At 43.3% G+C, this 26,572-nt stretch carries 12 protein-coding genes and 2 pseudogenes; 10 read left to right on the forward strand and 4 right to left on the reverse strand.

Features of this window, described 5'->3' with window-relative positions; all coding sequences use genetic code 11:
• Nucleotides 1-69: 69 nt before the first annotated feature.
• The 3 genes from SDEN_RS06090 (at nt 70) to SDEN_RS06100 (ending at nt 3,257) form a co-directional block, all read left to right on the forward strand.
• On the forward strand, nt 70-651 hold the full coding sequence (locus tag SDEN_RS06090; protein WP_011495617.1) for a pyridoxine/pyridoxamine 5'-phosphate oxidase: 582 nt from the start codon (nt 70-72) through the stop codon (nt 649-651).
• Between the two features lie 44 nt (nt 652-695).
• The gene (locus tag SDEN_RS06095; protein ID WP_011495618.1) at nt 696-2,063 is read left to right on the forward strand and encodes a serine hydrolase domain-containing protein; all 1,368 of its coding nucleotides are present in this window, start codon (nt 696-698) and stop codon (nt 2,061-2,063) included.
• A gap of 69 nt (nt 2,064-2,132) precedes the next feature.
• A complete protein-coding gene (locus SDEN_RS06100; protein ID WP_011494935.1) occupies nt 2,133-3,257 on the forward strand; it encodes an ISAs1-like element ISSde9 family transposase in 1,125 nt (374 codons plus the stop codon).
• A gap of 463 nt (nt 3,258-3,720) precedes the next feature.
• Here SDEN_RS06100 and SDEN_RS06105 read toward each other — a convergent pair whose 3' ends face one another.
• From SDEN_RS06105 to SDEN_RS06115, 3 genes are read right to left on the reverse strand one after another with little or no spacing between them, the layout of a single operon-like run.
• Nucleotides 3,721-5,097, reverse strand: a complete 1,377-nt coding sequence (locus tag SDEN_RS06105) for a sulfatase-like hydrolase/transferase (RefSeq protein WP_011495619.1) — start codon at nt 5,095-5,097, stop codon at nt 3,721-3,723.
• A 5-nt stretch (nt 5,098-5,102) separates the two neighbouring features.
• Entirely contained in the window at nt 5,103-5,498 is a 396-nt protein-coding gene (locus tag SDEN_RS06110; RefSeq protein ID WP_011495620.1) for a GNAT family N-acetyltransferase, read from the reverse strand.
• Nucleotides 5,499-5,500: 2 nt separating this feature from the next.
• On the reverse strand, nt 5,501-5,887 hold the full coding sequence (locus tag SDEN_RS06115; RefSeq protein WP_011495621.1) for an acyl carrier protein: 387 nt from the start codon (nt 5,885-5,887) through the stop codon (nt 5,501-5,503).
• Between the two features lie 423 nt (nt 5,888-6,310).
• Between SDEN_RS06115 and SDEN_RS20805 the strand changes: the two are divergent.
• The 6 genes and pseudogenes from SDEN_RS20805 to proB all read left to right on the forward strand — a co-directional run.
• Nucleotides 6,311-6,427, forward strand: a pseudogene (locus SDEN_RS20805) (IS5/IS1182 family transposase); the annotation flags it as partial.
• A 174-nt stretch (nt 6,428-6,601) separates the two neighbouring features.
• Nucleotides 6,602-11,467, forward strand: a complete 4,866-nt coding sequence (locus SDEN_RS06120; protein WP_011495622.1) for a non-ribosomal peptide synthetase — start codon at nt 6,602-6,604, stop codon at nt 11,465-11,467.
• Nucleotides 11,464-20,877 (forward strand): non-ribosomal peptide synthetase, encoded by a 9,414-nt coding sequence (locus tag SDEN_RS06125; RefSeq protein ID WP_011495623.1) that lies wholly within the window; start codon nt 11,464-11,466, stop codon nt 20,875-20,877. Before SDEN_RS06120 ends, SDEN_RS06125 begins: the two co-directional genes overlap by 4 nt.
• A gap of 123 nt (nt 20,878-21,000) precedes the next feature.
• Entirely contained in the window at nt 21,001-22,323 is a 1,323-nt protein-coding gene (locus SDEN_RS06130) for a hypothetical protein (protein WP_041405707.1), read from the forward strand.
• Between the two features lie 32 nt (nt 22,324-22,355).
• Nucleotides 22,356-22,508, forward strand: a pseudogene (locus SDEN_RS21015) (transposase); the annotation flags it as partial.
• Between the two features lie 162 nt (nt 22,509-22,670).
• Entirely contained in the window at nt 22,671-23,783 is a 1,113-nt protein-coding gene (gene proB, locus SDEN_RS06135) for a glutamate 5-kinase (RefSeq protein WP_011495626.1), read from the forward strand.
• Nucleotides 23,784-23,973: 190 nt separating this feature from the next.
• Here the strand turns inward: proB and SDEN_RS06140 are convergent, their stop codons facing one another.
• A complete protein-coding gene (locus SDEN_RS06140) occupies nt 23,974-24,315 on the reverse strand; it encodes a hypothetical protein (protein WP_011495627.1) in 342 nt (113 codons plus the stop codon).
• Between the two features lie 284 nt (nt 24,316-24,599).
• Between SDEN_RS06140 and dnaK the strand changes: the two genes are divergently transcribed.
• A complete protein-coding gene (dnaK, locus tag SDEN_RS06145) occupies nt 24,600-26,516 on the forward strand; it encodes a molecular chaperone DnaK (protein WP_011495628.1) in 1,917 nt (638 codons plus the stop codon).
• The last annotated feature ends 56 nt before the right edge of the window (nt 26,517-26,572 follow it).

Below are 26,572 nucleotides of genomic sequence, written 5' to 3' on the forward strand. Positions count from 1 at the left end.
GGGAATTTACCAGTAGACTTGTGATGCTTCACTTGGTCTGAACACGAAAATTTTAGTGGAACGATAGCCATGACTAATAACCCCTTTGATGTTTTTAAAGATTTGTATCAGTTAGCAAGAGAAAAGAGCGTATTTAAGCAAAAAGGAGCAATATGTATTTCAACGATTGATGAGGATGGCTTTCCCGACTCGCGTTTTGTTGATCTCAAAGAAATTATTTCTGAGGGTTTTGTTTTTTGTACCGATTACGCATCGAAAAAGGGCGTTTCCATTGCTGATAATTCAAAGATCGGATTAACGGTTTGGTGGGAGCATATTAGTACTCAAATCCGCGTCAAAGGTATCGCTTCAAAAGTGAGTGAAGCACAATCTCAACAATACTGGGATACACGCTCTCGTTCTGCACAACTGACCACATGGGCATCAAAACAAAGTCAGCTATTAGATAATGAGAATAGTGTTAACCAACAGCTAGAAAAGTATCGTCAAAAGTTTGATGGTCAGTATGTGCCTAAACCACCAACGTGGGGTGGATATTTGATTAAGCCTAAGTATTTTGAATTTTTGACTTTTAGGGAAGACAGAATGCATATCCGAAATGCATTTGTTGAAGAAAATGGCATCTGGGTGGAAAGCTACTTACAACCGTAAGGGGGTTTTCTGTAGAGTCTAACAACAAGGGCATCTGAGTAATAATGAATAAAGATCAACTACAAACGGCATTAGAAACGGTTTTAGCGGAATATCAATTGGCAGGCGCATCTGTCATTTTATATCACAATGATAAAATGATAAGCGCTAATGCCGGTATAATTAGTGCCGAGGATGGCGAGTATAATGTTGACACTAAGTTCAGGATTGGTTGTTTAGTAAAGGTACTAACAGCAAGCCAAATAATGGCGCTTGTGGATGATAATCTACTTGATTTGAGCTTACCTATAGCTGGATATTTGCCTGCCTTAAACGCGTTAAACTCATCTGCCTTATCACTGGTTACAGCAAAGCAACTCCTTTGCCATGAAAGTGGCCTGGTTGCCAATTTCTACTATCAAGATGAAAAGCTGACCACCGTGAATCTCATAGATGCTCTCAGCAAAAAATCCGATGAGGAACTTTTCATTTCCAAGCCCGGTGAACATTGCTCATATAGCAACGTAGGATATGTACTATTGGCATATCTTATTGAGCAACTTCGTCAAAAAAGCTGGGTAGATGATTTAGATGAGCGAATACTGAGGCCATCAGATATTGTATTTCAAGAATCTGGTCAAGAGGGGGTTAATTCAAAGGTGCCTTTTGGACTGTGTTTAAATAAATCTTATCAGGGACCTTATTTAACGTTTGAACCAAAGGATATTACTCCGGCAGATGGAGGGGCATTAGCACTCAGTGCAACTGAGCTCATGCAAATTGCTAAATTGCATTTGAAACAGGGAATAAGTGATACCTCAAAGCAGGTGTTAAGTGAACAAAGTGTGCAGAATATGCAAAGCAATATTGCGAATCCCTCTGGTCCATGGGCAAGCATGAAAGGTCTCGCTTATGGCTGGCTTGCATATGCAGATGGTTCTTATGGGTTTTCCGGAGACGGTATCAGACAACACGTTTTAATACGTATTTTACCAACAGAAAATATAGGTCTTGTTATTGTTGCAAACTATCATTCTGCCGGAATCTTGTTTAATGAGTTATGGAAATATAGCCTTGAGACTATTGGGTGTACGCCAGACATAAAACAAGCAAACCAAAGAATGGTCAATAAGGCTGTTGAACTGGAGGAAGGATTCGATTTGCGCTTTTCTGACTCATCACGTCAATATCGAATGTATTGGATGGACGGGGCTGGCAGAGTGGAGCTAACCTCGAATAACCCCGAGTTATTTGGAGACAATAAAAGCGTTGAATTACTGCATGTAGATCATAATCATTTTGTTGCACCTGGGTTAGGTAATTTTTGCAACCTTTGGTTACTGTCTGAAGTGAATCAGAACAATGATGGTAACTATCTTTGGAATGGCGTGTCCTTGTTAAGGGGCCAAGGCCAGATCGTGAACGTTATTTGAGCGATTTTAGAAGAATATTGACCTGATCACGTGCTTGTGATCTTATACTCCTTTTTCAGGAGTCAGCTCATGTATATCGAATCATTCAAGCAGCATTTTAGTGCCATTGACGACCATCGCCAAAGTGCAAAAGTTACCTATCCCCTGTTCGATGTACTGTTCGGTTCGCTGTGCGCTGTTATTGCGAGTTCCAATGGCTGGTTCGAGATCCGAGAATACATTCTTGGTCACCATTCTTGGTTCAAAAAACAAAAAATGTTCATCGATGGGATCCCTGCTGACGATACCATTGCTAGGATAGTTTCTATGATTGAGCCAGATAGCTTTAATGCGTGCTTTCTCGCATGGATGAAGTCGGTTCATCAGCTGACTAATGGAGAAGTCATTGCGATTGATGGAAAGACGCTACGTGGGTCATATAATCGCGATGATCGAAGCAGTACTATTCACATGATAAGCGCTTATGCCTCAGCGAATAAGTTGGTACTTGGTCAATTAAAAGCAGAGCAAAAAAGTAATGAAATCACAGCCATTCCAACCCTATTAAAAATGCTAGACCTGCGCGGAGCGCTAGTGACAATCGATGCTATGGGCTGTCAAACGGCTATTGCTACAACGATTATCGACAAAGGTGGTGACTACCTATTGGCGGTAAAAAACAATCAAGGCAACTTAGCTAAAGCAATAAATAAAGCCTTTAGTTCGCATCGTTCGGCTGGCTTAAGTGATGACCATGTCAATATAGAAAAAAGCCATGGTCGTATAGAAAATCGAGCCTGTTTTGTGTTGAGCTCAGCAGAGCTTGACGGTGATTTTACACATTGGGAAGCACTCAAATCCATCGTTATGGTTGAAAGCTTTAGGGCTGTTAAAGGTAAGACGGCGAGCCTTGAATATCGTTACTATATCAGTTCGAAAGTGTTATCAGCAGAGCAAGCCTTAAGTGCGACTCGCGAACATTGGGGGATCGAGTCAATGCACTGGGTCTTGGATGTCAGCATGAACGAAGATGAATGCCAGATCTACAAAAATAACGGCGCTGAAAATCTCGCTTACTTAAGGCACATGTCGCTAAACATGCTGCAAAAAGAACCGACAAAGCTCAGTATTGTTGGTAAACGAAAGCGTTGTTTAATGAATCCAGCATTTCTGGAGAAGGTGTTAATCGCTGGATTATGCGCACCGACTAAATAATGAACACTCATGCGGTTGCCCTGGTTAAGGGGCTCTTGAAAAAGATGTTTTTGAAAAGAGGTGTTTGAAACATGAACGTCTTTGCATGTGGTGAAGGTTATAAAAACTGTTGACTAACAAAGCTTGATATCTTGTAAAGTATATAATCCAGACTTGATCTGACAGTAGCCGGTTTTGTAGATGGTGTCTATCAGGTCAAATTCAGTTCACGAATTTGTCCTTCCTGATTGTTTTTCCATCCAGCAAGGTTGCCAAATGCACTATGACACTACATTTTGGCGTTAGTAGTGAGCGCCATGATTATCAGGGAGAGCTATTTAATGAGGCTGAGGTGCGTCGATGAGCCCGTTCCGGAGGATTATCTTTAATATTGTTTTGGTTTTTGGTTTATTCACCATCTTTAAAAACCGGTAACCAACTAAATTTAAAGAGATACTTTCAGATTAGGTCTGAACTAATACACTTAAAGTAACTTCTCCGCTCGCAGCCTGTCTTGATAATACGCTACGGTGTTTAAATGTTTGGATTCTGTTGCTAAATTTTTAAGCTCGTCAGGATCAGACTTTAAATCAAATAAAAGATGCTCAAATTGAGAGCAATATACGTATTTAAATGATTCATCTTTGATCGTTAACGTTCTGTTTAACTGCTTTGTAGGTAAAGTGGTGTAGTGTTCATAAATGATGTCTTTTCGGGTGCTATCATTCTTTCCATCCGATAACAATTCAGCTAATGATAGGCCTTCAACGCTTTCGGGAATAGGTGCATTTATTATATCCAGTATTGTTGGCATCAGATCAATCGAGCTGGTAAAGGAATCTACAATTTTACCTTCTTGTTTGGAGCGTAAAGCTTTAGGAGGCTTGATTAATAGAGGTACATGAAAAGATTGATCAAAATAGCCCCCTTTTTCATACAGCCATTTATCTCCCAGCAATTCCCCGTGATCACTGGTGAAGATAAGCAAGGTTTCATCATATACACCTTTATCTTTTAAAAAAGTAATTAATCGGCCCAAATGATAGTCAAGTTCTGTGATCAGTCCGTAATAGGCTCTTTTGTCACGACTAAAACGTTCTGTGAGTATTGATTCTATTTGTTTGTAACTGAGATTGTTAAATGTGTTTTTATAAAGCTGATGAAATAAACATTCATGAAAAGGGTGCATGGAAAGAAATGTTTCTAAATCTACCTCTGGTTTTTGGCAGTTAACCTCGGGATAGTATTCGGAGTATGGTGCTGGCGCAATAAAGGGCGGGTGTGGTCTAAAATAAGATAAATGGATAAAACCAAACTCCTGCCCTTGTGACGCCACATAGTTGATGACCTGATCTGTTAAGAAAGCCGTATCACTGTCGTGGTAATTGTAAGGTGCTTTTTCCGCTCTATATATATCCATTATATTTGGAAGAACATGATAGCCTTTCTTTTGCAGTTCTTTTGCCCACCCAGATAGCCCAATGTTGTGTAAGTTCATATAGCATTGCACATCAAACCCGGGCATGATTCCTTCTTTTTCCTGAATATAGGGTGGGATAACAGTGTCTGTAAAACCAAATAATGTGGAAGATAAGCCGATTTTTTTTATTTCTAACGCAAGATTGGTGGTGCTTTTCAATCGGTGGTTTTTAGTTATTGATCCGTGAGTCGCAGGGTATTGACCTGTCAGTAAACTTGTTCGGGCGGGGGAGCAAGGAGAACCAGCACTGAAGTGGTTAGAAAATACGACTGAATTTAAAGATAAAGCATCCAGGTTGGGAGTAATAATAGAGGGGTTACCCAAGATTCGAATGGTATCAGCTCGCATTTGATCTACACAAATCAGAATGATATTGGTCATAATAGTTATGGAAGAGAATATGCAGCGAATAAGCTGTTCAGATTATCTTTTACAGAGGTCCATTCGTGGTTCAGAATGCTATAGATGACACTGTCTCTTTTTCTTCCTTTTCTAAGAATCATGTGCTGCCGAATCAGGCCTGCTTTTACACCGCCTATTCGTTCAATCGCTCGCTGTGAATTTTGATTATTTAAATCTGTTAAGAATTCTACTCGGGAAGCATTCACATGTTTGAATGCTAATTGTAAGAGCAATAACTTTGACTCAGTATTTACGAAGGTTTTTTGCCATAGTTTTTCATTAGCGACCGCAATTTTTAGTCCCTCAATGTGTCTATCACACAGTAATTCGAGTTGTACTTTCTGACCATCTATGAGCTGATGTGGTGTTAAATCCAACATTTTTAGTCTTTAACTTCTTTGGCAATTTGAGTTTCAATGTGATGAACTTGATCAGAAAATATTTTTTTCTTGTATAAATCGCCGACAGGTATGTCTAGGTTAAACTCTGAAAATATTTTTTGTTTCAGTTTAATTATATCAAGTGAACTCGTAGTTAAATTAAAAAATGAAGTGTTCTTCTGAGGTTCTTGTTTAGTCAAATTCACCCATAATCTTTTGAGCCTTTTCTCAACTTCATCACTTTCGCTATTTTCCGAATTCAGCATAGAGATAAGTTGTGGTTTATGACTTGACAAAAGTTCACGAAACCAAGAAGGGACTTCATCAAGGTTGCTTGTAATTGACAGATTGCCATTTTTGACAGATAGCGTAACTTTCTTGCTGCTCATTTTATCAACTCCTTTTTGCTATCTACTTCATTCCTGATTTAATTAAAATTTTCTAATAGGATAATACGGTAAAATACTGTTTAAACAAGCCCCATGTTAATTTTAAGTGAACGATAATATAGTCGTCAACTCATAGTCTGTCCCTTAAGCATCTAAATGTGCCATATCGCCTCTAGCCTATTATTTTGCTTCCTACGGCAGCACTTGGTGATAAATGCTATGGCCATGGTTTTCCATTCCTTGAACAACTCAAGGATGAACCGTTAACGGATCGGGCAACGCTGGAACAACAGGTCTTTGAATATATTTAAGTTGATTACAACAAAATCAGAAGGCATAGTGCTATTGGCTATTTCAGCCTAGGAAAATATGAATTGAAGACAGTAGCTTAGTGGCGTATCCAGTGTTTTCGCATCAGATCTGTTTGGCTTTGTAAAAGCCAGGGACAAGGGGCTGACGAAGAATGACAACCAACGGGGGATTTTCGTCACCGTGGTAAATCTGTTTAGGGTTGACCAATTGATGCGGACACAGGCAAGATATGCCATTGGCTTAAAAAAGCACTGTAGAATCAGTTTTTGGCAAGAATATGGAAAAATCGAGCCTCTGAATGATTTTGGGCATTATGCAGGAAGAAGCGAGCGACTTAATCGGATAGGTAATAAATATCCAAATTCCACATAAGCTATAACCTGTAAAATAAGAAAGAGAATTATGATGGAACAATTGTTATCCAAGATTCCTTGGAACTCTAAATCTGCTGCGGTTATTTCAGAACAAGGTCAATGGAGTTTCTCACAAATAGACACAAAGTCGGATCTTTGGGCAAGTCATATTCTAGAACAATTAGGGAAAGATATTCGGCACTGGCCCGTGGCAATGCCTATTATTGCGGAACGTTCAGCAGACTATATTGTAGCACTTTTAGCCTGCTGGAAACTCGGGATAGGCGTTGCACCAATAGCCGTTGACACACCCATATCTCGTTTGACCCACATCACTAATGACTTGAATAGCCAGTGGGTAATCAATCTAACAGAGCTCAACATTACTAACAGCCAGGAAATCCGATTTGACGCAGGGCTTCCAAATGCAACAGCGTTACATGAAACCCCATTACAAAAAAGCGGTATAGCTTATATCATTTATACTTCCGGCACGACAGGTAAACCCAAAGGGTGTGTGGTCGGAGTCGAATCAGTATTGCCAATAATGCAATCTTACTGTGATTACTTCGGCTTGAACGAGTCCTCCAGAATCACCCTGTCCGCGAATATAGCATTTGATGCAGCAATGGCAGACCTAATCCCGGGCTTAATTAGCGGTGCCAGAATCTACATCGTCGATCATCAAATACTTATGCAGCCTAATCGGTTAATCGAGTATTACCATCATCACCAAATTACCTACAGCTGGATAGCAACTCCAATAATCGAAGTCATAATGTCCACTCCCGACATAACATTACCTCGCAGTCTAAAGGTGTTGCTGACAGCAGGACAAAGATTAACTAAGCGACCTCCCAAGGAATGGCATACTCGGGTTGAAAATGCCTATGGTCCAACTGAAACTACAGTAATAGCAACGGTGGGCATAGTTAATCCTAATGGACATGGTTTGCCTGATATTGGTACCACATTTCTCGGCGTCCATTGTTTGCTAGTCGATCAACGTCTTCAACCTGTTCAATATGGGGAAGAAGGGGAGCTACTCATTTATGGTGCAGGGGTTAGCCGTGGTTATTTAAATCTTCCTGAATTAAACAATGAAAAGTTTATTCGTATACTGGATGCACAAGGAAATGAAGTCAGAGCATATCGTTCAGGCGATTTGTGCAGAGTCAATAAACAAGGAAATATTGAGTATGTCAGCCGTATCGATAAACAACTGAAACTGAATGGCAATCGCTTAGAAAGTGACGAAATTATACATCACATGTTGGCACAAGAAGGGGTTAAACAAGCGCATGCCATGATCCAAAAAATCGGTGCCCAGGATATTTTGGTCGGTTATATTGTTGCGGAGAATGCAAGCCAGCTAGACACAGTAACACTGCAGTCACTGCTTGGTGAGGAAATGCCTAAGTACATGATTCCTCAGAAGTTCGTTTTTTTAGATGCATTTCCTCTGACAAGCAATCAAAAGCTCGACGAAAGTGCCTTGTCTTTGCCTCAAATAGAACGAACTGAAGCAGACGAGGATCAAGACGGACTCTCGTCAGATGAACGAGATTTTTTGTTCTTGTTCAGAAAGATCATGGGAATAGATATCGGATGGGAAGACAGTTTCTTCCAGCATGGTGGTGCCTCTATTGCAGCAATTTCAATCTCTGCTGCGGTACACAAGCAATTTGCAATGGGATTACCTTTTGAGCTCTTTGAACAGCACGGCACTCCTCAAAGGATATGGCAATCAATCAATCGTCAGGCTTACCAAGTTACTGAAATCAGCTCTCACGTCGATGAAACCCTGGAATATTTTGATGCGCCCTTATCTTCTTCTCAGCGTTCGATCTGGTTTTTCGCCAATATGGACAATAAAGATCGAGCCTATCATGCTAAATCACAATTAAAGCTTGTAGGTAAAGTGAATGCAGAAGCTATTGCCTTCGCCTTACAGAAAGTGGTTGACCGTCATAGTATCTTCCGCACCTCTTTTATTCCCGGAGCTGGTGATGGAATACAAAGAGTACATAAAACCTACCAAGTAAAATTACAACAGTTTAACCTTTCTTCTTTCCCTTCGGTGGATCGCGAGCAACGCTTAGAGCACCTGTTACAAGAAGAATTGAACCAGCCATTCGATCTTTCCTTTTTGCCATTAGTAAGATGGGCACTCGTAAAAATGGATAATGATGAATCTATTCTCATCCATATAGAACACCATCTTGTTCATGATGGCTGGTCTTACAACTTATTTTTAAAAGATTTTCTTTTCTATTATCGATCCGTCTTGATGCAAGAAGTCGACGAGTTACCTTTCCCTGCCCAATACGCAGATTTTTGCATTACACAGGCAGAATGGTTGAATACAAGGGCTGCAGAAGGACAACTGAAATATTGGAAAAACCAATTGCAAGGTGCGGCAACAGTTATTAATTTACCTTCACATAAAACGGATACCAATAATCAGCGTGAAGGAAAAACACTGCGTATTCAATTACCAAGAAAGCAATGGCATGCACTAGAAAAATTAGCTGAACAACGGGGAGAAACCCCATTCAGTATAATGCTTGGAATTTACTATCTAATGTTGTCGCGTTTCTCCGGAGATAAAGACATCTGTGTTGGCTCTGCATTTGCCAACCGACAATGGATTCAGGCAGACTCCATTATCGGTATGATGATAAACACTGTTGCTCTTCGCGCAAAGTTTGAAGATCAAACAAGTATTGATCAACTTCTCAGTCAAAGCAGTAGAGTTGTCCATGAAGCCCAGCAAAATCAGGATATCCCATTTGAATACCTCGTTAAGGAAATTAACCCAGAGCGGCCTGTTGGCATAAATCCATTTTTTCAGGTGTTTTTCGGTTTTCATGATTCTCCCATGCCAGAGATCAACCTACCGGGAATTAACCATGCTGAAGTTGTCGAAGCTATTGATAGTAGTGCGGCTAAATTTGACTTGTCTGTCGTTGTCATTCCACGAAAAGGGCAAGTGGGAGACGACGATCCTGTGCATTTACTTTGGGAGTTTAAACGAGCGAAATACCCAGAGTGGTTAATCCAAAATATGATTGAAGATTATCTGTCTTTACTCAAAAAGGCATTGGAAAACACCAATATTTCTCTAAGTCAATTGAATGCCAATACGCCTGAAATCTGCGGTCCGGAAGTAGAAATTTTGTCAGGAACTGTTTTTGATGCTTTTCGCTTTCAAGCACTGGCTCATCCTAATCGCACGGCGATTGAATTCCAGGGCCAAGTATATAGTTACATTAATCTTTTAGTCCGAGTAGAACAACAGGCCACATATCTATCGCATCTGGAGCTCTCGGCTGGAGAATATGTTGGAATTTGTTTACCCAGAAGCATCGACTATGTAAGTTGGATGCTGGCCTGTCAAGCCGCTGGTGTAGGTTATGTGCCACTGGACCCTGATTATCCGGCAGCACGCATTGAATTCGTTATTAAGCACAGTCAAATTACTCATTTGATCACCCATTCGGACCAGTATTCTGCAAATCGCATCCCTTGTAACGCAAAAAGTGAGCAAAGCCGTAAGGCTATTTCTATATCAGGTAGTACAGCAATGTATTGTATTTATACGTCTGGCTCTACCGGCTTACCTAAAGGGGTTGTTATCAGCCATGGTGCATTTTCCAACTTCATTCAGGCTATGTCCCGAGAATTTAACTTGCTCCCGGAGCAAAGCTGGCTAGCAATTACATCATTTTCTTTCGATATTTCAACGTTAGAGCTTTACTTGCCTTTGATCTCAGGGGCCAAAGTTGTTTTAACCTCACAAGAAGATAGTCGTGACATAGGATGCTTACGTCGCTATTTGCAAAGCGGACAAATCAGTCATTGCCAAGCGACTCCCAGTACCTGGAAGACCCTTATATCTGATGGTTGGCGACCCACCACTGACCAAACTATCCTCTGTGGTGGAGAAGCTATAGACATTCAATTAGCTCATCTATTAACTGAAAAAGGTAATGTCTGTTACAACATGTACGGCCCCACAGAAACCACTGTATGGTCTTCTTTTAAACAACTTTCAACAGGTGATGATAATTCCCAAAACAGCAGTACTTCTTTAGGGTCACCTATTGCCAATACCCAGATTTATATACTTGATGATGCATTGCATCAAGTACCGGTTGGTGCCATTGGACAACTTTGGATCGGTGGAGCGAGTTTGTCTGATGGCTATTTGCACAACTCAGAATTAACAAATGAGCGCTTCGTCTTACATCCTGTCAATGGGAAGCGCATTTATCAGACTGGCGATTTAGCTTCCATTGATGGGTACGGCGAATTGCAATTTCACGGACGAGCAGATCAGCAAGTAAAGCTGTCAGGGTTTCGTATCGAGTTGGAGGAAATAGAACAGATTATTAAACAGTTAGCCGAAGTTAATCAGGTAGCTGTGGTTATCCGAAATGTCGCTGAAACACCACAACTGATTGCTTTTTTTTCTGGAGAATGTGATGAATCAACCGTTTTGACACAATGTCGTCAAAAGCTACCCGGCTATATGATCCCTCATAAAGTTATTACGCTTGACACATTACCGTTAACGCCGAATCGCAAGGTTGATAAAAAAGCATTACCGACAGATCTGCAACCATCTGATGTTATCAATACACCGCAAACACCTACGGAAGAACAGCTCGAAACGATATTAAGTTCCCATCTTGGCTATCCCCGAATTGATACCCAACGCAATTTTTATAAGTTGGGAGGTAATTCTTTAATGGCAATGAAGGTATGTGTCAGCATTGAACGAGAAATGAATGTATCGCTAAAAGCCATCGATTTCATCGAACTCGGCAGTATCACAGCTGTGGCCGCCTTTATTGACGCAACCTCAGGCGAAACATCCGAAATGGAATTTGTAGAGGAAATGACAATATGAGTATTCGGAAGTTACTCGCTGAACTTAAGCAACAGGGGATAGTGGTTCAAGTTAATAATGAACAATTGACGATTAAATCTACCGTATCCCCTATTTCACCTGATGCGATCCGAAAGCTCAAACAACACAAACAAACGTTAATTGGTTACCTGAAACAACTTGAAATGGCTCCAATGACTATTCACAAAATAAGTGATGCCGTAAAATCTCATGGTGTAGGGATATCAATCCAACAGTTGTCTTTATGGCCCCTGTACCAAATGGGGCAAGCAGCACACTATAACATCCCGGTATGTTACGCCCTTCCCGTTGAGGTAAATACAGAGCGTCTGTGTCAGGCACTGATTCAGGTTTATCAGCAGCATGATGCATTGCACAGTATATTTGTCGATAATGGCGAACAGGTATTGTTACGCCCCCGAATAGATACTAACTGGCAAGCACAGGTCGAGTTGATTTCTCCTGACTCGCTGGAAACCACTGTCATCAAAGCCTATCAACAAGAGCAGGCGAGGCAATTCGATTTAGTGAACGATACCTTGTTTGTCGCCCGGTTACTTGATGCCGGCGAGCAACGGTTTATCTTGTTAAACTTTCCCCATATTATTATGGATGGCTGGTCCATTGGTCAATTATGGCAAAAAGTTAATCACTACTATGTCGGTGATAATACCCAAACCACAACGGACACAGAAACCCCCGCAGACTACTGTGATTATCTGGCCTGGCTCTCTGGCCAAACTGAACAACATGACTACTGGCAAACACGCTTGCAAGGTTATGTCCCCTTTGAATGGCACAGCCTGAGCCATACGAGCCATATAAACATCAACTCAGCACCTGAGCACCTGCGCTATTCCCGATTAATACCTGAAGACGTCACTGCGTTGCGAACCTTGGCACAATCAGAGCAAGTATCCATGTTCTGTGCTGCCTTGTATTTATGGTCTTGTACTCTGAGTCAATTTACTGGTCAAAATGATATCGTTGTCAGTACTCCCTACGTTAACCGCGAACAGCGGCAGTTACTGGACATCATCGGTTACCTGGTGTCCATGATCCCGGTGCGCTATCAGAGACAGGAAACACTGAAAACATTTCAGCAACACTGGCATCAGGACCTTGCGGCTGCTCACTGTGACTTTAATGCTCTGCTGAATGATTTGGATCTGGTGAGTGAAGGGGGGCGTCATCCACTACAGCAGTCGGTTTTTTCCTGGCAGGACGGGATTGTTTCAGCCCCGATGCTGGCAGGCGCACCGCTCGGACGTCGCGAGACCACTCTAGAGAAGTCAAAGTTTCCATTAAACCTATCCATTGTTCCTCTTGACGAGGGGTATCAGCTTAAGTGGGAATATGACCCCGCTATACTAAGCTCAGATACCATCGAGCAGCTTGAAACCCTGTTTATTGATAGTATCAGGTCACAGGGATACTGGACCCGACAGTGGCCTGAAGTACCAGAGCCTACTATCTCCGATAGCAATGTTATCACCCGTTTATTGGCACAGGTACAGGCTCGGGGCGAAGCCACAGCGCTTATTCAAGACGATGAACAGCTGACCTATCAGACACTATGGACTCAAAGCCTGAAAATTGCCGGGCAGTTACAGCATATCGGAGTTAAACCTGGGGAGCGGGTTGGTCTTTGCCTTCCCCGGGGGATACCAATGGTTATCGGTTTGGTCGGGATTGTAATGGCGGGGGGCGTTTACGTTCCCTTGTCGGAAGATGACGACAACGTCCGTCTCGCACAACTGGCCAGCCGCTGTCAGATGCGCTATTGCCTTACCGGCCGGGATATCAGTGATATTGATGTTTTGACTAGGCTGTCGGTCAATGATTTATTACAGGCACCGGAACACACTTTTCAGCCAGTTCTCCTCAGCGGAACCAGCCCCATGTACATTAATTTCTCCTCTGGTACCACAGGTGAGCCTAAGGGTATTTGCTGTGTCCATCAGGGGGTAATACGTCTGGTCTGCTCACCTGATTATATGCATCTGGATACTGATACATGCATGCTATCTGCAGCGGCCCTAACTTTCGATGCCTTTACGCTGGAGCTTTGGGGGCCACTGCTTAATGGTGGTCAGGTACAATTGTTATCAAACAAACAGCTGAATGTGGTACAGCTGCAACATCTGATCACTGACCAAGGGGTGAATACCCTGTGGTTAACTGCTGCATTATTCCATACACTGGTTGATATTGATGTACGAGCATTTTCCGGATTGCAACAGTTGCTTGTCGGGGGGGATGTCATCTCACCCGGTCATGTACAAAAGGTCTATGCCAGTGACCCGGATATTTGCATTATTAATGGCTATGGCCCGACTGAGAACACTACCTTCACCTGCTGTTATACCATTCCCCGCGACTGGCCAGTCAATGAGCCTTTACCTGTAGGAACACCGATTCGAGGAACTGGGGTTTGTTTATTGAATGTGGATAATACCCCTGTTTTATCCGGTTGTGTCGGGGAAATTGTTGCAACCGGGGCCGGGCTTGCAGCCGGTTATCTGGACCCGCAACAGGAGATTGGCCGATTTGTGGAACTGGAACTACCGGACAGACGTTGTCGAGCCTATCGTACTGGGGATATGGGGTATGTAGATAGCCTGGGGCGAATACGCTTTTTGGGGCGGGCTGACCAGCAGGTTAAAATCAATGGTTTCCGTGTCGAGCTTGAAGCTATAAACCGTGCTCTGTCTGCTATTGACGGGATTAAACGGGGCGAAACTATCGCGATTACGCCAAACAAACCCGGTGGAGCACAGAGACTTGTCGGGTTTGTTCAACAGGAACGGGAAGTGGTTCCCGATACATCAGAGGTGACTGATGTCACGGAGTTGCTCACTCATCTTTCCCCGACCTTGCCTGGTTATATGTTGCCAGGCGTCTTGTTGTCGGTAACAGAGTGGCCTCTGACCAGAACCGGCAAAGTAGACCGCAACACCTTACAGGCATGGTATGAGCAGTGGCTTTTGGAGCATCAATTAAATACCCGCTCACTGACGCCAACTGAACGTCAAATCACCAAAGTGTGGGAGTCTGTACTGGGCTGCAAAACACTGAATCACTCCGCCCACTTCTATCAGCTCGGTGGTAATTCGTTACTTGCACTTAAAGCGGTTAGTCAATTGGCTAGCATATTCAAATTGAACATTGGCATATTAGATGTATTAAAGCGGCCCGTTCTAAGCCAGCTGGCTAGTCACATTCAACAAATGCAACAACAAGATCTGATTAAAGCCGCCGAATTTTATATTCAGCCTATCACTAACGCCGTAAAATCTCATGGTGTAGGGATATCAATCCAACAGTTGTCTTTATGGCCCCTGTACCAAATGGGGCAAGCAGCACACTATAACATCCCGGTATGTTACGCCCTTCCCGTTGAGGTAAATACAGAGCGTCTGTGTCAGGCACTGATTCAGGTTTATCAGCAGCATGATGCATTGCACAGTATATTTGTCGATAATGGCGAACAGGTATTGTTACGCCCCCGAATAGATACTAACTGGCAAGCACAGGTCGAGTTGATTTCTCCTGACTCGCTGGAAACCACTGTCATCAAAGCCTATCAACAAGAGCAGGCGAGGCAATTCGATTTAGTGAACGATACCTTGTTTGTCGCCCGGTTACTTGATGCCGGCGAGCAACGGTTTATCTTGTTAAACTTTCCCCATATTATTATGGATGGCTGGTCCATTGGTCAATTATGGCAAAAAGTTAATCACTACTATGTCGGTGATAATACCCAAACCACAACGGACACAGAAACCCCCGCAGACTACTGTGATTATCTGGCCTGGCTCTCTGGCCAAACTGAACAACATGACTACTGGCAAACACGCTTGCAAGGTTATGTCCCCTTTGAATGGCACAGCCTGAGCCATACGAGCCATATAAACATCAACTCAGCACCTGAGCACCTGCGCTATTCCCGATTAATACCTGAAGACGTCACTGCGTTGCGAACCTTGGCACAATCAGAGCAAGTATCCATGTTCTGTGCTGCCTTGTATTTATGGTCTTGTACTCTGAGTCAATTTACTGGTCAAAATGATATCGTTGTCAGTACTCCCTACGTTAACCGCGAACAGCGGCAGTTACTGGACATCATCGGTTACCTGGTGTCCATGATCCCGGTGCGCTATCAGAGACAGGAAACACTGAAAACATTTCAGCAACACTGGCATCAGGACCTTGCGGCTGCTCACTGTGACTTTAATGCTCTGCTGAATGATTTGGATCTGGTGAGTGAAGGGGGGCGTCATCCACTACAGCAGTCGGTTTTTTCCTGGCAGGACGGGATTGTTTCAGCCCCGATGCTGGCAGGCGCACCGCTCGGACGTCGCGAGACCACTCTAGAGAAGTCAAAGTTTCCATTAAACCTATCCATTGTTCCTCTTGACGAGGGGTATCAGCTTAAGTGGGAATATGACCCCGCTATACTAAGCTCAGATACCATCGAGCAGCTTGAAACCCTGTTTATTGATAGTATCAGGTCACAGGGACACTGGACCCGACAGTGGCCTGAAGTACCAGAGCCTACTATCTCCGATAGCAATGTTATCACCCGTTTATTGGCACAGGTACAGGCTCGGGGCGAAGCCACAGCGCTTATTCAAGACGATGAACAGCTGACCTATCAGACACTATGGACTCAAAGCCTGAAAATTGCCGGGCAGTTACAGCATATCGGAGTTAAACCTGGGGAGCGGGTTGGTCTTTGCCTTCCCCGGGGGATACCAATGGTTATCGGTTTGGTCGGGATTGTAATGGCGGGGGGCGTTTACGTTCCCTTGTCGGAAGATGACGACAACGTCCGTCTCGCACAACTGGCCAGCCGCTGTCAGATGCGCTATTGCCTTACCGGCCGGGATATCAGTGATATTGATGTTTTGACTAGGCTGTCGGTCAATGATTTATTACAGGCACCGGAACACACTTTTCAGCCAGTTCTCCTCAGCGGAACCAGCCCCATGTACATTAATTTCTCCTCTGGTACCACAGGTGAGCCTAAGGGTATTTGCTGTGTCCATCAGGGGGTAATACGTCTGGTCTGCTCACCTGATTATATGCATCTGGATACTGATACATGCATGCTATCTGCAGCGGCCCTAACTTTCGATGCCTTTACGCTGGAGCTTTGGGGGCCACTGCTTAATGGTGGTCAGGTACAATTGTTATCAAACAAACAGCTGAATGTGGTACAGCTGCAACATCTGATCACTGACCAAGGGGTGAATACCCTGTGGTTAACTGCTGCATTATTCCATACACTGGTTGATATTGATGTACGAGCATTTTCCGGATTGCAACAGTTGCTTGTCGGGGGGGATGTCATCTCACCCGGTCATGTACAAAAGGTCTATGCCAGTGACCCGGATATTTGCATTATTAATGGCTATGGCCCGACTGAGAACACTACCTTCACCTGCTGTTATACCATTCCCCGCGACTGGCCAGTCAATGAGCCTTTACCTGTAGGAACACCGATTCGAGGAACTGGGGTTTGTTTATTGAATGTGGATAATACCCCTGTTTTATCCGGTTGTGTCGGGGAAATTGTTGCAACCGGGGCCGGGCTTGCAGCCGGTTATCTGGACCCGCAACAGGAGATTGGCCGATTTGTGGAACTGGAACTACCGGACAGACGTTGTCGAGCCTATCGTACTGGGGATATGGGGTATGTAGATAGCCTGGGGCGAATACGCTTTTTGGGGCGGGCTGACCAGCAGGTTAAAATCAATGGTTTCCGTGTCGAGCTTGAAGCTATAAACCGTGCTCTGTCTGCTATTGACGGGATTAAACGGGGCGAAACTATCGCGATTACGCCAAACAAACCCGGTGGAGCACAGAGACTTGTCGGGTTTGTTCAACAGGAACGGGAAGTGGTTCCCGATACATCAGAGGTGACTGATGTCACGGAGTTGCTCACTCATCTTTCCCCGACCTTGCCTGGTTATATGTTGCCAGGCGTCTTGTTGTCGGTAACAGAGTGGCCTCTGACCAGAACCGGCAAAGTAGACCGCAACACCTTACAGGCATGGTATGAGCAGTGGCTTTTGGAGCATCAATTAAATACCCGCTCACTGACGCCAACTGAACGTCAAATCACCAAAGTGTGGGAGTCTGTACTGGGCTGCAAAACACTGAATCACTCCGCTCACTTCTATCAGCTCGGTGGTAATTCGTTACTGCTCCTCAAAGCCCATAATGAGCTGGTACGTGTATTTCAACAGCAGATAGACTTGTCTTTATGTTTACAAAATCCGATATTGAGTGAATTAGCTGAAGCCATTTCCTCCAGCCAAACAACGGCCACAGTAGAAGAACCGGAAGTTCAGCTAAGTGCACAATCATTATTCCCGCTAACAACGGAGCAGAAAAGGCTATGGTTAACAGAAATTATCCAGCCATCAATAGCTTATAATATTCCTATTTTTCTCCCAGTGCCGAAGACAATTAACTACGAACAAATACAAACTACAGTAAACCAATTAGTTAAAGCTAATCCGGCACTTGGATTAAAACTGGTAGAACTAAACGGTGAAGTTAGTCAACAAATCCGTTCAATAGATGACATTCTAGTTGAACATATATCCGTCAATACCGCACAACTTCAAAAATGCAAAGTAGGACTTGGCCAAAAAGCCATTAATTTGGCTGAAGGTGTAATGTGCGCTCATTTTATCGAGACAGATACTAGCAATCACTGGCTTGTATTGAATATTCACCATATCTGTTTTGACGGACAGTCGTTGCTTCCTCTGATTACGGCTTTTAATCAGCTACTGTCAGGTCGGAGTATTGAGAGGGATCTAGGTTTCTTTCAACATATTCAATGGCAGCAAACAACTCAGTATAGGGAACTGATACAGGAGCAAAAAAAGTACTGGCAAGATCGTTTAGCAGCTTTGGAAGCTCCTACTGTCCTACCTTATTTATCTCAACCAAATGAATCAAGAAAATCCAGAAATCTTAGCATTCCTTTAGATCCAACGTTAGTGGCAAATATTACCCAATTAGCAAGAGAACTGAATACCACCGAGTTCACACTTTGGTCCAGCTTAACAACCTTACTCCTTGGAAGACTAAATCAGGTAAATTATGCTACTTTAGTCACGCCCGTTGCCAAGCGATTACATGCTTATGAATCAGAGAGTATTGGCTTTTTTGCCAATACTCTCTTACTGCATTCAGCCTGGACTGAAAGTATTTCCTTTAGAGATTTCATTAGTCAAAAGCACACCGAGATCACTAACGACCTTTGTCATCAATTAGTTTCTTTAGGCACTCTGTTGAGCATGCAAAAGCAACAAGGCAAGGAAATAGATACCTTGTCTGAGGTGTTGTTTTCAATGACGAAACCAGAGTTGGGAAATAATGAGCTTGAAGTGGGAGTGAATCCTGATGTGAAGTTTGATTTGGGTTTAACGTTGTCTTTCTCTACGAAAGGTGATTATGCACAAATTGAATATCGCAAATCAGCCTATAGTATAAATATGCTCGAAAAGACGGTTGAAGCATTATTATTTCTTGCTCAGCAAGTTCATGCAAATCCGGACGTTAGCATTGGGGCACTGGAGCTTACACAAACAATTACCAAGACAGAACTAGGCTGTTCAAACACATTTTTAAGTGTTCCAAAACAAATTATTAACTTAGCTCATCGGCATGAAAATGAAATCGCTGTAACCGACGGGCAAACAGAATTGACTTACCACATGTTGGTAGAATCAGCGCAACGGATGGCTGTACATTTGCAACATGCAGGTATTAAAAAAGGCGATCGGGTTGCGGTGTTAGTCAGGCGACAAGCAATGCTACCAGTAACATTATTAGCCATACTTATCACTGGGGCAGTTTATGTGCCCCTAGACCCAGAATACCCTGTTAGTAGAAATCAGTACATATTATACGATGCCCAGCCGAGTGTGGTTATTTACGATATTCCACCAGACACGTTCAGCGGTGAACTTCCTTCAGGTTTGCAGTGGATATCTTTACCTAGTTTATTAAAACCGTTACCAAATATTGAGCTGCAACCGGTAACAATAACGGCGGACGATTTGTCCCATATTATTTATACATCTGGTTCGACCGGGCAGCCCAAAGGTGTTGCAATAAGGCACGATGGTCTGGCTTCTCTGCAAGAGTGGGCGAAAAGTGTGTATGTCCCTGAAGACTTCTCTTTGGTGTATTCAGGCACATCCATTTGCTTTGATCTCTCAGTGTTTGAAATTTTTATCACATGGAGTCTTGGGGGAAGTGTTTACTTTGCTGAAAACTCCCTGCAATTAGTTGATGACATGCACAAGCATGCCATTTCGTTGCTCAATGTCGTGCCCTCTATTCTGACTGAAGTATTAAAACATCAATCTTTATCTTCAAGTATCAGGATTGTCAATCTCGCAGGTGAACCACTTCCACCTTCATTAGCCAAGGCTCTGTATAAGCAATCTGAACACATTCGGGTATTCAACCTGTATGGTCCAAGTGAGGATACGACCTATTCCACTTGGTTTGAAGTAGAAAAAGAAAAGTGCGATGACATGTTAATTGGTCAGCCTTTACCAGGTACACAAGCGATTATTTCTGATCATTCAGGAAGATTATTACCTGACTACTTTGTTGGTGAATTGTATTTGTCCGGAAGAGGCTTAGCCAAGGGATATTGGAATAAACCCGACCTGAACGAAGAGCGTTTTATCCGCCATAACAACGGTCAGGTGTTTTATAAAACCGGCGATTTGGTACGTCGGGTTGAACAACAGCAATTGGAATATATTGGGCGAATTGATGATCAAGTTAAACTCCGTGGATTCCGCATTGAATTGGAAGAGATTAGTCACTTGGTATTAGCCGATGAACAGGTATTAGCGTCTTGTACATTGGTTATAAAGCATGATGATACCGACCAAATTGTTTGCTTTTTTGTTAGCGATGAACGTGATGTCAATATCAACCGGCTGAAAGAAAGGCTGAAGAAAAATTTACCCAACTACATGGTACCGACACATTTTCAACAAATAGAGAAAATGCCTACCACTCCATCGGGTAAACAGGATAAGAAAGCTTTGAATACTCTATTTAAGCCTTATTCGAATTGTGCGGTAACCGATGATGAACAAAACCATTCAGAATACGTGCAGTGGTGCTGTTCACAATTCACTTCCTTTCTACCGGACAAAAAAGTGGGATATGAATCTGACTTCTTCGAGTCAGGGGGGACCCCTTCGTTGGCCAGTTCACTACTAAATCGTATTCGCACTGATTTTAGCGTCAAGATTTCTTTTGAAAAGCTATCTTCCAATTCAAACCCTGTCTCATTAGGAGAATTAATCGAATCACTTATCGAGCTTCAGGAGGAACTCAATAATGAGATCATCATTTAGCCATAGCAAGAGTTATTGATGAGGAAACCCATATGTGCACCAGCAGTCAATGCGTCACCTTCAGTAATAATTATTACTGAAGGTTGAAAGATAATCTTTGAATTATAAAATGAGAAAACGCGAATGGTAGACACCAGTAATTACCGACATTGGATAACAAACGGACTTCCAATATTCATTTCTATCGGGATTTTTTCAATTAAGGCACTGTGGGATAGCTGGTTGCTCGAATTGCACAGTGCTGAAAGTTTACAAGCATTTGCACTAGTATTTCCGATTATCATTCTCGCCAACGTAATTGCATTAGCATTGACAAATGCTGTCATGGGAACAGCATCAACGTGGATGGAAAAAGGGCATATATATGCCAAGGTTTTGCCATTTTTTCTATTGGCTGCACTTATACTTGGGGTCGTTATGTCATTGCTTTTGATGATGTTACTCGATCCTCTGATACTCTGGTTCGATGCGGAGAGATACCGAATAAAATTACATGCTTTTACAGTAAGCCTTATTTTTTGGCTCCCGTTCCAATACACTATAGTATTACTTGGGCAAATATTAAGAGTTGTCGGAAGGTATAAATCGTCAAGCCTGATACAAATTCTGGCTTGTGTAGTCGGTTTTGGCATTAGCTATTGGCTAATTGGTGTTAAAACTGAAATTGAGCCACTCAAAAGTGTTGTTTATTCTAATGCTGCGATTGCAATTTTAGCATTTAGCGGTTTATCAGTATTACTGTTTTCCCACATAAAAAAGAGTAAAGCACATGACACTCCATTGGATTTTGGTGCTATCTATAAACGCTTTGCCGAAATCTTCTATACAACGTGCCTAAGCCAATCTATGGCGGTCGTGTTTATTTTCGTGTTGACTAAAATACTCGCTCAGCAAGGAGAAAAAACTATCGAAATATATGCCTACCTAACCCGCATAGAACAATTAATATTGATGTTGTCAGCTGCGTTTATCAGCGTCATGATACCCGAAATTAACAAAATGAAAATGAATTCAAATACCTCTTTGATAGATGAATATATTCATCAGGGAACTAAATTTCTGCTTGGGATTGGTGTCATCTTGGTTAGTATATTATTTGGGTCACTGACCCTTTTTAATTCATTTTCAACATTAGATGGGAAGTTAGACCAGACATTATTGATGTTTGTAGCTCTCTGGATTCTTGGTACAGCAATTCAGAGCACAGTGATCTTGTTTTCTCAGTTATTAAATGTGCTTTACTCCCCTCGCGAAGCTATGCGCCTCAACTTTATAAGGTTCGTTGGTTTGGGCATTCCGATGATAATGCTTGGCAATAATCTGGGAGGAATACTAGGTTTGGCATCATCATTGTTACTACTGCATATTGTATCTTTATATATTTCCAGAAGAGGTTTGTTTACAGTTATCAAAGCATCATACATGTTGAACAGCGCGCAAAAATGACTAGGCGTTGTCAAAATTAGTGAACCTTCAACATGAAAATATCAACATTTAGCGACAGCCAAACCCTAGAAAGCCTTAAGCAAACTGAAGTTGGTACGCCAGTTGAGGGACTGTGCCGTGAGCACGGAATGAGCTCCGCTATCTTCTACAAATGGTCCGCCAAATATGGTGGCATGGACGCCTCTCCCCTGTGTTATTATTTTTTATGTAACGTGAAGGAACTATAAGCGGGAGTATAGGATTTACCGCGAGTAGGAGCTGAACTTACGGATTAATCCGAAGAAACGCTTGAAGCGTGACAAATCGGAGCCAGTGAAATTGTATGACTTAATGGGTGAGGGTGAGTTATGGCGTATCGCCGCGTGGTGATTAAATTGGGGACGTCTGTGTTGACTTCTGGCAGTAAAAAGCTGGATAAGGCGCACATGGTGGAGCTGGCTCGGCAGATGTCAGTATTGATGAAAGCGGGCGTGGAAGTGGTCTTGTGTACTTCGGGCGCCATAGCCGCTGGGCGCGAGCACTTGTCTTACCCCATATTGCCGGACACCATGGCCCATAAACAGTTATTAGCCGCTGTGGGCCAGAGTCAGTTGATTTTAGCTTGGTCGCAACTGTTTAGCCTCTATGGCATTTATGTGGGGCAACTGCTGTTGACCCGTGCAGATCTTGAAGATAGGGAGCGCTACCTCAATGCTCGCGATACCATCAATGCGCTGATAAGTAGCAATATAGTACCCATCATCAATGAGAACGATGCGGTCGCCACCAATGAAATTAAAGTGGGTGATAACGACAATTTATCGGCCAGGGCGGCGCTTTTGTGTGACGCGGACTTGCTTATTTTATTGACGGATCAGAAAGGCTTGTTCGACAGTGACCCAAGGAAAAATCCTGACGCTAAGCTGATTGCTCAAGTGCAAAATATCGATGATAGCCTGCGATTGTTAGCGGGTGGCTCGGGTACAGCTCTTGGCACGGGTGGCATGGCCACCAAGCTTGAGGCTGCAGACATTGCTCGCCATGCGGGAATTGAAGTGGTTATCGCCTCTGGTCATCATGAAAATGTGATCATTAAAGTCGTTAATAAAGAAGAATCTGTCGGCACTCATTTTAGCGCCATCGACAGCCCGCTTGAGAGTCGTAAACAGTGGATATTAGCAGGTCCCGCCGCCAAGGGCTGCTTAGTCATTGATGATGGCGCAGCAAACGCGGTCATTAATCAAGGCCGCAGTTTATTGTCTAAAGGGATTATTAGAGCAGAAGGAGAATTTGCTCGTGGGGTGACCCTGCGTATCGTCGACACTCAAGGTAGAACCTTGGGCCGAGGCATAAGTCGTTATTGTGCTAAAGATGTCAGTCAAATTTGCGGCAAGCATTCCGATGAGATTGAAACGATTCTAGGTTATGATTATGGCGATGCCGTGGTGCACCGCAATGACATGGTGGTGCTGGACTGTTAGCAAGTTAGCAAGTTAGCCCGTTGGCAGTTGAGCTAATGGCGTCGAACACGCAGTTGAAAGGAAGCCCAGTTAAAACAAAGCTCAGTCGAAATAAAGCTCGGTTGAAACAAAACTCAGCCATAGCAAAGCGCCAGTCATGCCGTGACTGGCGCTTTGTTGTTGAAGGCAAGCAAGCGTTCAGGATAAAAGCTTATTGGGAATAAATGTGGGCGTTTGAGATGGCCCCTAAGGTAATGCGGTTAAACGTTGTGACTCCCCATACCCCTAAAAAAGCCAGGCTCATCATTACAGAAGCCAAGCGAATGGCTTGGGCGTATTCCATTACGTACGTGAAGTATTTTCGTTGAACTTTATTCGTGAAGTAGACCGCGGGCCAGATAAAGATGGCAAGGTACATGGCCGGGTATTGGGTTGAGCTATCTCCGTAGAATTTTTCAAAAGTAATGATACTGGCGGTCATCAGCAGAGCCACCATTCTTATCTTATGTTCGGTTTGCTCCGAGAGTTTCCATCTGGGCAGTCCAGTTGCCATGTGTCCTCCTAATCTTATAGTGATTAATCCGTCAACACCTCCTTAGTTATAATGCGATTTTGCTGTATTTTCAACCTATCAATGGCATGAGTGACACTTTGTTTAATCATTTTAGATAATTTTTTACTTTAACCCTTGTATTCGATTCCCCTGTCCCAATATAGGGTACTAAGGAAGATATGAGCGGCATTCATTAAATCAGGCTTGCGCACTTGAAAAGCGCAACCCCGCGCCCCATATCCATAAACAGTAAACAAAATTAAATTGAACTACCGGAGAACCTCATGGGCAAAATTATTGGTATCGACTTAGGCACAACAAATTCATGTGTGGCTGTCCTTGACGGCGGTAAAGCACGTGTTCTAGAAAACGCAGAGGGTGATCGCACTACGCCTTCTATCGTCGCTTATACCGATGAAGAAATCATTGTTGGCCAACCTGCAAAACGTCAGGCTGTGACTAACCCCAACAACACTTTCTTTGCCATTAAGCGTCTTATCGGTCGCCGTTTTAAAGATGACGAAGTTCAACGTGACGTTGATATCATGCCATTCAAAATTATCGGCGCTGATAACGGTGATGCATGGGTTGAGCAACGTGGTAACAAGATGGCACCACCACAGGTTTCTGCTGAAATCTTGAAAAAGATGAAGAAGACAGCTGAAGATTTCCTCGGTGAAGAAGTGACTGAAGCGGTTATTACCGTACCGGCTTACTTTAACGATTCACAGCGTCAAGCCACTAAAGATGCTGGCCGTATCGCAGGTCTTGAAGTTAAGCGTATCATCAACGAGCCAACAGCGGCTGCGCTTGCTTACGGTATCGACAAGAAGCAAGGCGACAATATAGTTGCAGTATACGATTTAGGTGGTGGTACATTCGATATCTCTATCATCGAAATCGACAGCAACGATGGCGACCAGACCTTTGAAGTACTGGCCACAAACGGTGACACCCACTTAGGTGGTGAAGATTTCGATAACCGTTTAATCAACTATTTAGCTGATGAATTCAAGAAAGATCAAGGTCTAGATTTACGTAGAGACCCGCTGGCGATGCAGCGTCTTAAAGAAGCGGCTGAAAAAGCAAAAATTGAACTTTCAAGCACCAACCAAACTGAAGTTAACTTGCCGTACATCACTGCCGATGCATCAGGTCCTAAGCATTTAGTGGTTAAAGTGACTCGTACTAAGTTAGAGTCTTTGGTTGAAGATTTAATCCAACGCACCTTAGAGCCACTTAAAGTTGCCCTTGCTGATGCTGATTTGTCTGTTTCTGAAATCAACGAAGTGATTTTAGTCGGTGGTCAGACTCGTATGCCTAAAGTACAAGAAGCGGTAACAAACTTCTTCGGCAAAGAGCCACGCAAAGACGTTAACCCAGATGAAGCGGTTGCTGTGGGCGCTGCAATTCAAGCTGGCGTATTGTCTGGTGAAGTTAAAGACGTATTGCTACTTGACGTTACACCACTATCTCTTGGTATCGAAACCATGGGTAGCGTAATGACTAAGCTTATCGACAAGAACACCACTATCCCGACTAAAGCGCAGCAAGTGTTCTCAACGGCTGACGATAACCAGAGCGCCGTGACCATTCACGTGCTTCAAGGTGAGCGCAAGCAAGCGAGTGCTAACAAGTCTTTAGGTCAATTCAACCTTGAAGGTATTGAGCCTGCACCACGTGGCCAACCACAAGTTGAAGTGATGTTTGACATCGATGCTGACGGTATCTTACATGTGTCAGCGACTGACAAGAAAACCGGTAAGAAGCAAAACATCACCATTAAAGCCTCTTCTGGTCTGTCGGATGAAGAAGTTGAACAAATGGTACGTGACGCTGAAGCTCACGCCGATGAAGACGCTAAGTTTGAAGCCTTAGTTCAAGCACGTAATCAAGCCGATGGCCTAGTACATGCAACTAAGAAGCAAGTGACCGAAGCTGGTGATGCATTAGCAAGTGACGAGAAAGAAAAAATCGAAGCGGCTATGGCAGCGGTTGATGAAGCGACTAAAGGCAAAGATGCTGAAGCCATCGAAAAAGCGACTCAGGCGCTGATCGAAGCCTCTGCTAAGCTGATGGAAATCGCTCAAGCTAAATCTCAAGCTCAAGGCGGCGAAGAAGCCCAAGCGAAAGATGCCGGTCAAAGCAATGACGACGTAGTAGACGCTGAGTTCGAAGAAGTTAAAGACGACAAGAAGTAATTAACTGTTTTTACAGTTAGCTTCACTACTACGGGCGTTGAGGTCTACCTCTAACG

The sequence above is a fragment of the Shewanella denitrificans OS217 genome, assembly GCF_000013765.1.
GTDB lineage: Bacteria > Pseudomonadota > Gammaproteobacteria > Enterobacterales > Shewanellaceae > Shewanella > Shewanella denitrificans.

Coding starts and splice junctions, on each gene's coding strand:
- dnaK (WP_011495628.1), top strand. CDS start 24,600: ATGGGCAAAATTATTGGTATCGACTTAGGCACAACAAATTCATGTGTG.
- proB (WP_011495626.1), top strand. CDS start 22,671: ATGGCGTATCGCCGCGTGGTGATTAAATTGGGGACGTCTGTGTTGACT.
- SDEN_RS06090 (WP_011495617.1), top strand. CDS start 70: ATGACTAATAACCCCTTTGATGTTTTTAAAGATTTGTATCAGTTAGCA.
- SDEN_RS06120 (WP_011495622.1), top strand. CDS start 6,602: ATGATGGAACAATTGTTATCCAAGATTCCTTGGAACTCTAAATCTGCT.
- SDEN_RS06100 (WP_011494935.1), top strand. CDS start 2,133: ATGTATATCGAATCATTCAAGCAGCATTTTAGTGCCATTGACGACCAT.
- SDEN_RS06110 (WP_011495620.1), bottom strand. CDS start 5,498: ATGTTGGATTTAACACCACATCAGCTCATAGATGGTCAGAAAGTACAA.
- SDEN_RS06115 (WP_011495621.1), bottom strand. CDS start 5,887: ATGAGCAGCAAGAAAGTTACGCTATCTGTCAAAAATGGCAATCTGTCA.
- SDEN_RS06095 (WP_011495618.1), top strand. CDS start 696: ATGAATAAAGATCAACTACAAACGGCATTAGAAACGGTTTTAGCGGAA.
- SDEN_RS06105 (WP_011495619.1), bottom strand. CDS start 5,097: ATGACCAATATCATTCTGATTTGTGTAGATCAAATGCGAGCTGATACC.
- SDEN_RS06130 (WP_041405707.1), top strand. CDS start 21,001: ATGGTAGACACCAGTAATTACCGACATTGGATAACAAACGGACTTCCA.
- SDEN_RS06140 (WP_011495627.1), bottom strand. CDS start 24,315: ATGGCAACTGGACTGCCCAGATGGAAACTCTCGGAGCAAACCGAACAT.
- SDEN_RS06125 (WP_011495623.1), top strand. CDS start 11,464: ATGAGTATTCGGAAGTTACTCGCTGAACTTAAGCAACAGGGGATAGTG.